This is a genomic window from Aquimarina litoralis (assembly GCF_019295435.1).
In the GTDB taxonomy this organism is placed as follows: Bacteria; Bacteroidota; Bacteroidia; order Flavobacteriales; family Flavobacteriaceae; genus Aquimarina; species Aquimarina litoralis_A.
Genome location: NZ_WEKL01000106.1, coordinates 1 through 515, shown reverse-complemented (window position 1 = coordinate 515; position 515 = coordinate 1). Strand labels below are relative to the sequence as shown.

Below are 515 nucleotides of genomic sequence, written 5' to 3'. Positions count from 1 at the left end.
TTACTGAAAATACAGATCCTACTTGTGAAGGTGATAAAATATATACCTATACTTATACCGATTGTGCTGGGAATGTTTCAGTATATACATTTACCTATACGATTGATGTAACTACATTTCCTATTGTGCCAACTAATGGAACAGCAACCGTAGAATGTATYGCTGATGCYACACAACCAACYGCRCCAACAGTAACGGATGTCTGYGGAAATGATATCACACCKGTAATTACKGAAAATACAGAYCCTACTTGTGAAGGGGATAAAATATATACCTATACTTATACCGATTGTGCTGGGAATGCTTCCATTTACACGTTTACATATACTATCGATGTAACTACGCTTCCGGTTGTACCAGTTAATGGAACMGCAACCGTAGAATGTATCGCTGATGCYACACAACCAACTGCACCAACAGTWACAGATGTCTGTGGAAATGATATTACACCGGTARTTACTGAAAATACAGATCCTACTTGTGAAGGTGATAAAATATATACCTATACTTATACC

The 515-nt window shown here is 37.6% G+C and carries 1 protein-coding gene; it reads left to right on the top strand.

Annotated elements, in window-relative coordinates; all coding sequences use genetic code 11:
• Nucleotides 1-515, top strand: a 515-nt coding sequence (locus GBO31_RS23360; protein WP_219011038.1) for a hypothetical protein, incomplete at both ends; no start/stop codon positions are given.